The organism is uncultured Amaricoccus sp. (genome assembly GCF_937858865.1).
Lineage (GTDB): Bacteria > Pseudomonadota > Alphaproteobacteria > Rhodobacterales > Rhodobacteraceae > Amaricoccus.
The window spans coordinates 1-4,795 of sequence record NZ_CALLYO010000450.1; the positions used below are offsets into that span (position 1 = coordinate 1).

General features: G+C 74.4%; 6 protein-coding genes. All 6 read right to left on the reverse strand.

From position 1 onward, the window contains the following. Positions 1 to 62: 62 nt before the first annotated feature. A complete protein-coding gene (locus Q0112_RS13195) occupies positions 63 to 1,103 on the reverse strand; it encodes a glycosyltransferase family 2 protein (RefSeq protein ID WP_297976012.1) in 1,041 nt (346 codons plus the stop codon). Continuing rightward, positions 1,103 to 1,984 carry a putative nucleotide-diphospho-sugar transferase gene (locus tag Q0112_RS13200; RefSeq protein WP_297976013.1) on the reverse strand — a complete coding sequence of 294 codons (882 nt, stop codon included), beginning with the start codon at positions 1,982 to 1,984 and terminating at the stop codon, positions 1,103 to 1,105. Before Q0112_RS13200 ends, Q0112_RS13195 begins: the two co-directional genes overlap by 1 nt. A 93-nt stretch (positions 1,985 to 2,077) precedes the next feature. Next, entirely contained in the window at positions 2,078 to 2,611 is a 534-nt protein-coding gene (locus tag Q0112_RS13205; RefSeq protein WP_297976014.1) for an SRPBCC family protein, read from the reverse strand. Then, complete coding sequence (locus Q0112_RS13210) at positions 2,604 to 2,975, reverse strand: helix-turn-helix transcriptional regulator (protein ID WP_297976016.1); 372 nt, start codon at positions 2,973 to 2,975, stop codon at positions 2,604 to 2,606. Before Q0112_RS13210 ends, Q0112_RS13205 begins: the two co-directional genes overlap by 8 nt. 63 nt (positions 2,976 to 3,038) lie before the next feature. Continuing rightward, a complete protein-coding gene (gene mtgA, locus Q0112_RS13215) occupies positions 3,039 to 3,731 on the reverse strand; it encodes a monofunctional biosynthetic peptidoglycan transglycosylase (RefSeq protein WP_297976018.1) in 693 nt (230 codons plus the stop codon). 54 nt (positions 3,732 to 3,785) lie between these two features. Continuing rightward, a partial coding sequence (locus Q0112_RS13220; protein WP_297976019.1) for an endonuclease/exonuclease/phosphatase family protein occupies positions 3,786 to 4,795 on the reverse strand: 1,010 nt, incomplete at its 5' end.

Below are 4,795 nucleotides of genomic sequence, written 5' to 3' on the forward strand. Positions count from 1 at the left end.
GCCGGCCCCGGCCTTCGGCGACTGGCACAGCGGGCTCGCCCGGGCGGCGCGCTGAGCGCGGCTCAGCCGTCCGGCGGCGCCGGCCCGAGCAGCGCGTTCCCGGTGGCGGCATAGTTCTCGTAGCTGCCCGCCTCGCGCGACCGGCGGTAGAGGAAGGGATGGTCGCGCGCCTTCATCTCCTCCAGCACCCGGTCGAGCGCCACATACTCGTGCGACCCGCCGAGATACTGCCCGGTCGCGACGGCGTCGGCGATGCGGCGATAGGAATCGGCGTTGAACTTGAAGTGGCGGAGCGGCAGCAGCAGCCCGGTGGTCGGCGCGAGGGTGGAGCGGTGCGCGTCGCGCATGCTGTCGCCCACGCCCCATTTCCGCAGGAACGGCTTCTGCAGCATGTTGTAGCGCGGATAGCGCCGCTTGCCGGTCAGCCGGTTCAGCCGGTCGCGGAAGCTCCACCGCGCCAGCCCGAGCTCGGCCATCAGCCGGGCGCGTGCGCCGGGATGGAGCACGCGCGGGTCGCGCCCCTCGCGGAGCTGCAGGTGCCGCTCCCCGTCGAAGAACCACTCGCCCGCGAGATCGAAGGGTCCCTCCCGCTCGAACGCCTCGATCCGCCGGGGATAGACGTCGAGCATCACCCCGGTGACGCAGCGCGCCCCGATCCGGTCGGCGCGCGCCGCGACCTCGGGCAGCCCGACCCCCTGCGGGAGCACGACGAACTCGTCGGCGTCCGCCAGCACCGACCAGCGGTCGGGCGCGAAGCGGGCGGGCAGGAGCGACTTCCAGACGAGCTCCATGCGGATCTCCCTGCCTGCGCCCGGCCCAGACCGCGGCACCACGAGGTCCCCGTAGCGGCGGGGGCTCCCCATCAGCGTCACGTCCGGCTGCCGGCCCAGGAACGCGCCGGTGCCGTCGTCGGACTGATCGTCCACGACGATGAAATGCCCGACGCCGACCCGCCGGTAGTGATCGAGAAAGGCCGGCAGGAAGTACATCTCGTTGCGGACGACGGCGCAGAGCGGCAGCCCCTCCCCCGGCGCGCTGGCCGGCGAGACGATCTCGAGGTCGTCGAACTCGGCATGGAGCGGCGGCCCGGCCGGCGCGGACATCACCCCGCCCCTCCGGCGAGCCTCCGCCAGAGGCGGCGGAGCGGGAAGGCGGCGATGCGGGCGAGATGCCCGGGGAGGCCGGCGAGCCCGCGAAGGAAGGCGCCCGCCCGGTCGGCGAGGGTCGGCATCCGCGCCTCCGCCCCGTGCAGGGCTGCGAGCGGGCGGTCGGCGGCGAGGATCATCGGCAGCCGCGCCGCGGCCATCGGCCCGAGCAGGTCGCCGAGCGTCGCGACCTCGCGCCGCCCGCCGGTGAAATGCTTGTGGAAGCGGTAGTGGTGGACGAGCCGCGGCGCGGTCTGGAAGCGGTCCCAGCGGGCGACCGCGCCCTTGTCGAGCAGGTTGTATTCCGGCGGCAGCGTCGCGATGCGCAGATCGCTCTCCCAGAGCAGCTCGCGCAGCACCGGCTGGTCGCGCTTCAGCCCGCTCGCGCGCAGCGCCTCGGCCCAGGCGGCGAGGAAGGCGAGCACCTCCGGGGTCCGGCGATAGGCGATGACCCCGCCGTTGAACTGCGGGAAGGCGCCCGGCAGCGGCCGGCGCCAGACCGCGTTGGCCGCCGGGCTGTTGCGCCGCTGGTCGTGCGCCAGCGCGACGTCGAACCGGTCGAGCAGCTCGAAGACGTCGCGGAGGTCGGCGACGGCCAGCACGTCGGCGTCGAGATGCAGCGTCCGCTCGAAGCGGGTGCGCGCCATGGCGTCGATGCGCGAGCGGAACCAGACCTTCTCGAGCAGATGCACCTCGGCGAAGGCCGGGTCGGCGAAGGGCGCGTCGGTGAAGAGGTCGATCGGCAGCCCCGGCGAGACCCGGGCGACCGAGGCGGCGGCGCGGGCGGCCAGCTCCCGGTAGCCGGCCCCGGTCGCGACGAAGAGAACGCCGTCCCGCAAAGCTCGTCCCCCCTGGCGCCGGTCGGGGCCGACCTTAGCCGAGGGGGCGGACCGAGGCAAACGGCGGCGGGAAGGCCCCGCCGCCGGAGGCGCTCAGGCCGGCACGCGGCCCTCGTACTCGGCGCGGAGCCGCCGCCAGCCGTCCCAGAAGGGCGCGGGCTCGCCGCCGCGCAGCCGCGCGTCGAGCAGGTCGAGGTGGAGATGCCACCCGGCGCTGACCCCGACGAGATGTGCCCGGTCGGGCAGCCGGCGATGGGTGAGGGTGAGCAGCGTCTCGCGCCCCCGCTCCGCCAGCTCGATCGTCACCTCGGCGCCGCCCGACCAGGTGAAGCCGAGCCGCCGCGGCGGGTCGACCTCGGTGATCCGCGCCTGCATCCGATGCTCGCTCTCCATCCCCTCCGGCCGCTCGCCCGGCCGGTCGGTCAGCTCGTCGTTGCGCCAGACGAGCTCGAACGGCGCCCCGGCCTCGAGCGTCATCTCGCCCGCCGCCAGCCACTTCCGCCGCAGCTCGCTCTCGGTCAGCCAAGCCCAGACCCGGTCGATCGGCCCGGGCAGCAGCCGCTCGATGCGGACCGTGGCGGGCTCGGTCACGACGCCGTAGGCGCCGAGCGTGGTCGTCTCATTCATCGCCTTCTCCTTTCCCGGAAGCCTCCCCGGACCGCGCCTGCTCCTCGCGCAGCAGCCGCCCGAGGTCGTCGAGCCGGTCGTTCCAGAAGCGCTCGTAGAAGCCGAGCCACTCGTGCGCCCGGGCGAGCGGCCCGGGCTCGAGGTGGCAGACGTGGGTGCGCCAGCGGATCTCGCGGCGGATGAGGCCCGCGCCCTCCAGCACCTTGATGTGCTTGGAGGCGGCGGCGAGCGACATCGCGAAGGGTTCGGCGAGCTCGCCCACCGTGCGCGCCCCCCCGGCCAGATCCGCCAGCATCCGGCGGCGCGTCGCGTCGCCGAGGGCGTGGAAGACCGGGCCGAGATCGATCGCTTCTGATTCAACCATATCGTTAAGCTACGCCTGCCGGGCGGATCAGTCAACCGATTCGTATAATGAAAGCCCCAGCCCTCACAGGAAGCAGGCAGCCCGCCCGTCGGCGCGGATCGTCGCCGCCCCCTTCTGGATGGCGGCTCCGCGGCGGGCGATATAGGCCGAGCCCGACACCGGCGAGCGGTTGCGCGGGTCGGGCAGCACCGCCATCAGCCGCGCCGACCGCTGTGGCCCGAGCTCGGCCGCCGGCGTCTTCCAGTAGTGCAGCGCCGCCGCCTCGGCGCCGAAGACGCCCGGCCCCATCTCGGCGACGTTGAGATAGACCTCCATGATCCGCCGCTTCGGCCAGAGTACCTCGATCAGCAGGGTGAACCCGGCCTCGAGCCCCTTCCGCACCCAGGAGCGCGCCGGCCAGAGGAAGACGTTCTTCGCCACCTGCTGGCTGATCGTCGACCCGCCGCGGACCCGCTCGCTGTCGGCGATCGCTGCGCGGATCCCGTCGATGTCGAACCCCCAGTGGCGGCAGAAGTTCGCATCCTCCGCCGCGGCCGCCGACAGCGGCAGGTTCTGCGACATCCCGCGCAGCGGCACCCATTCCCGCTCGATCCCGCCGAGCCGCAGCCGCTCGGAGATCATCAGGACCCCGGGGGGCGGGTTCACCCAGCGCAGGAGCAGCACCAGCCCCACCGCCGCCAGCGCGAGCCAGAGCAGGGCGCGCACCAGCCCGCGCCAGAGCCGCAGCACCAGCCGCCGCGTCCGCCGAATGACCATCGCCCCGCTACCTGCCGGGAAACCCGCCCCGGCGCAAGCGTCCGGGCGAAAGGCTCAGGGGAGGGTGATGTCGATCCAGACGAGGCGGTGGGCGGAGGCGGTCGCAGCGGCGGCGGCGAGGGGCTCGCCGGGGGCGGGCCAGAAGACGCCGCTGGCGACGACGGCGAGATCGCGGGTGGGCAGGACGTAGTCGGTGCGGAGGTTGCCGGGGCCGCCGTCGTCGCGCCAGTCGGCGGTGTCGAGCTCGGGCGGGCCGGCGTGGTGCGGGTTGGCCGCTGCGGCGCCGCCGGGGCTGGACGGACGGGGGTCCTGCAGGCGCGGGTGGGCGAGGAGGGCGGCGATGGCTTTGTGCAGGCCCGCGCCGTCGACGGGGTCGAGGTTGAGGTTGCCGAGGACGATGGCCGGGGACTCCGGCGGGAGGGGGGCGGTGGTGCCGGTGTCGTCGGGGACGGGGGTGCCGGACAGGTAGCTGGTCCAGAAGGTGATTTCGGCGGCGTTGCGGCGGGGGTTCCCGGCGCCGAAGAGGGGTGGGGTCGGGTTGGAGGCGAGGAGGTGGAGGCGGCGGCCGTCGGGGAGGAGGACGGGGACGTCCCAGTGGGAGCGGGAGGAGAGGCGGCGGCCCTCGTCCCAGGGGTGGAGGCGGAAGGTGCGAGGCTCGGCGAGCGGCAGCCGGGAGAGCAGCGCCATGCCGCCGTGGCCGGGAAACTTGCCCCAGCCCCAGGCGTCGCCCCAGCCGGTGGTGCGGCCGTCGCCGTCGAGATCGCGGAAGCTGGGGTCACCGGCGTTGACCTGGGCGTGGAAGGCGTGGGCGTAGGCGAGGCCCCGGGATCCCTGGGCAATCAGGGAGCGGAAGGCGTCGAGGGCGAGGCCGCCGGCGTCGTCGTCGATGCCGGTGAGGAGGAGGACGTCCGGGCGGACGGCGCGGATGATCTCGGCGGCGGCGCGGATTTGCGGGTCGGGGTCGGCGAGGTCGGCGAGGAGGAGGCCCGGGGCGGCGCGGGTGAGGCCGACGTCCCAGGTGGCGACGCGGAGGGTGTCGGCGGCGGCGGGAAAGGCGAGGAGGA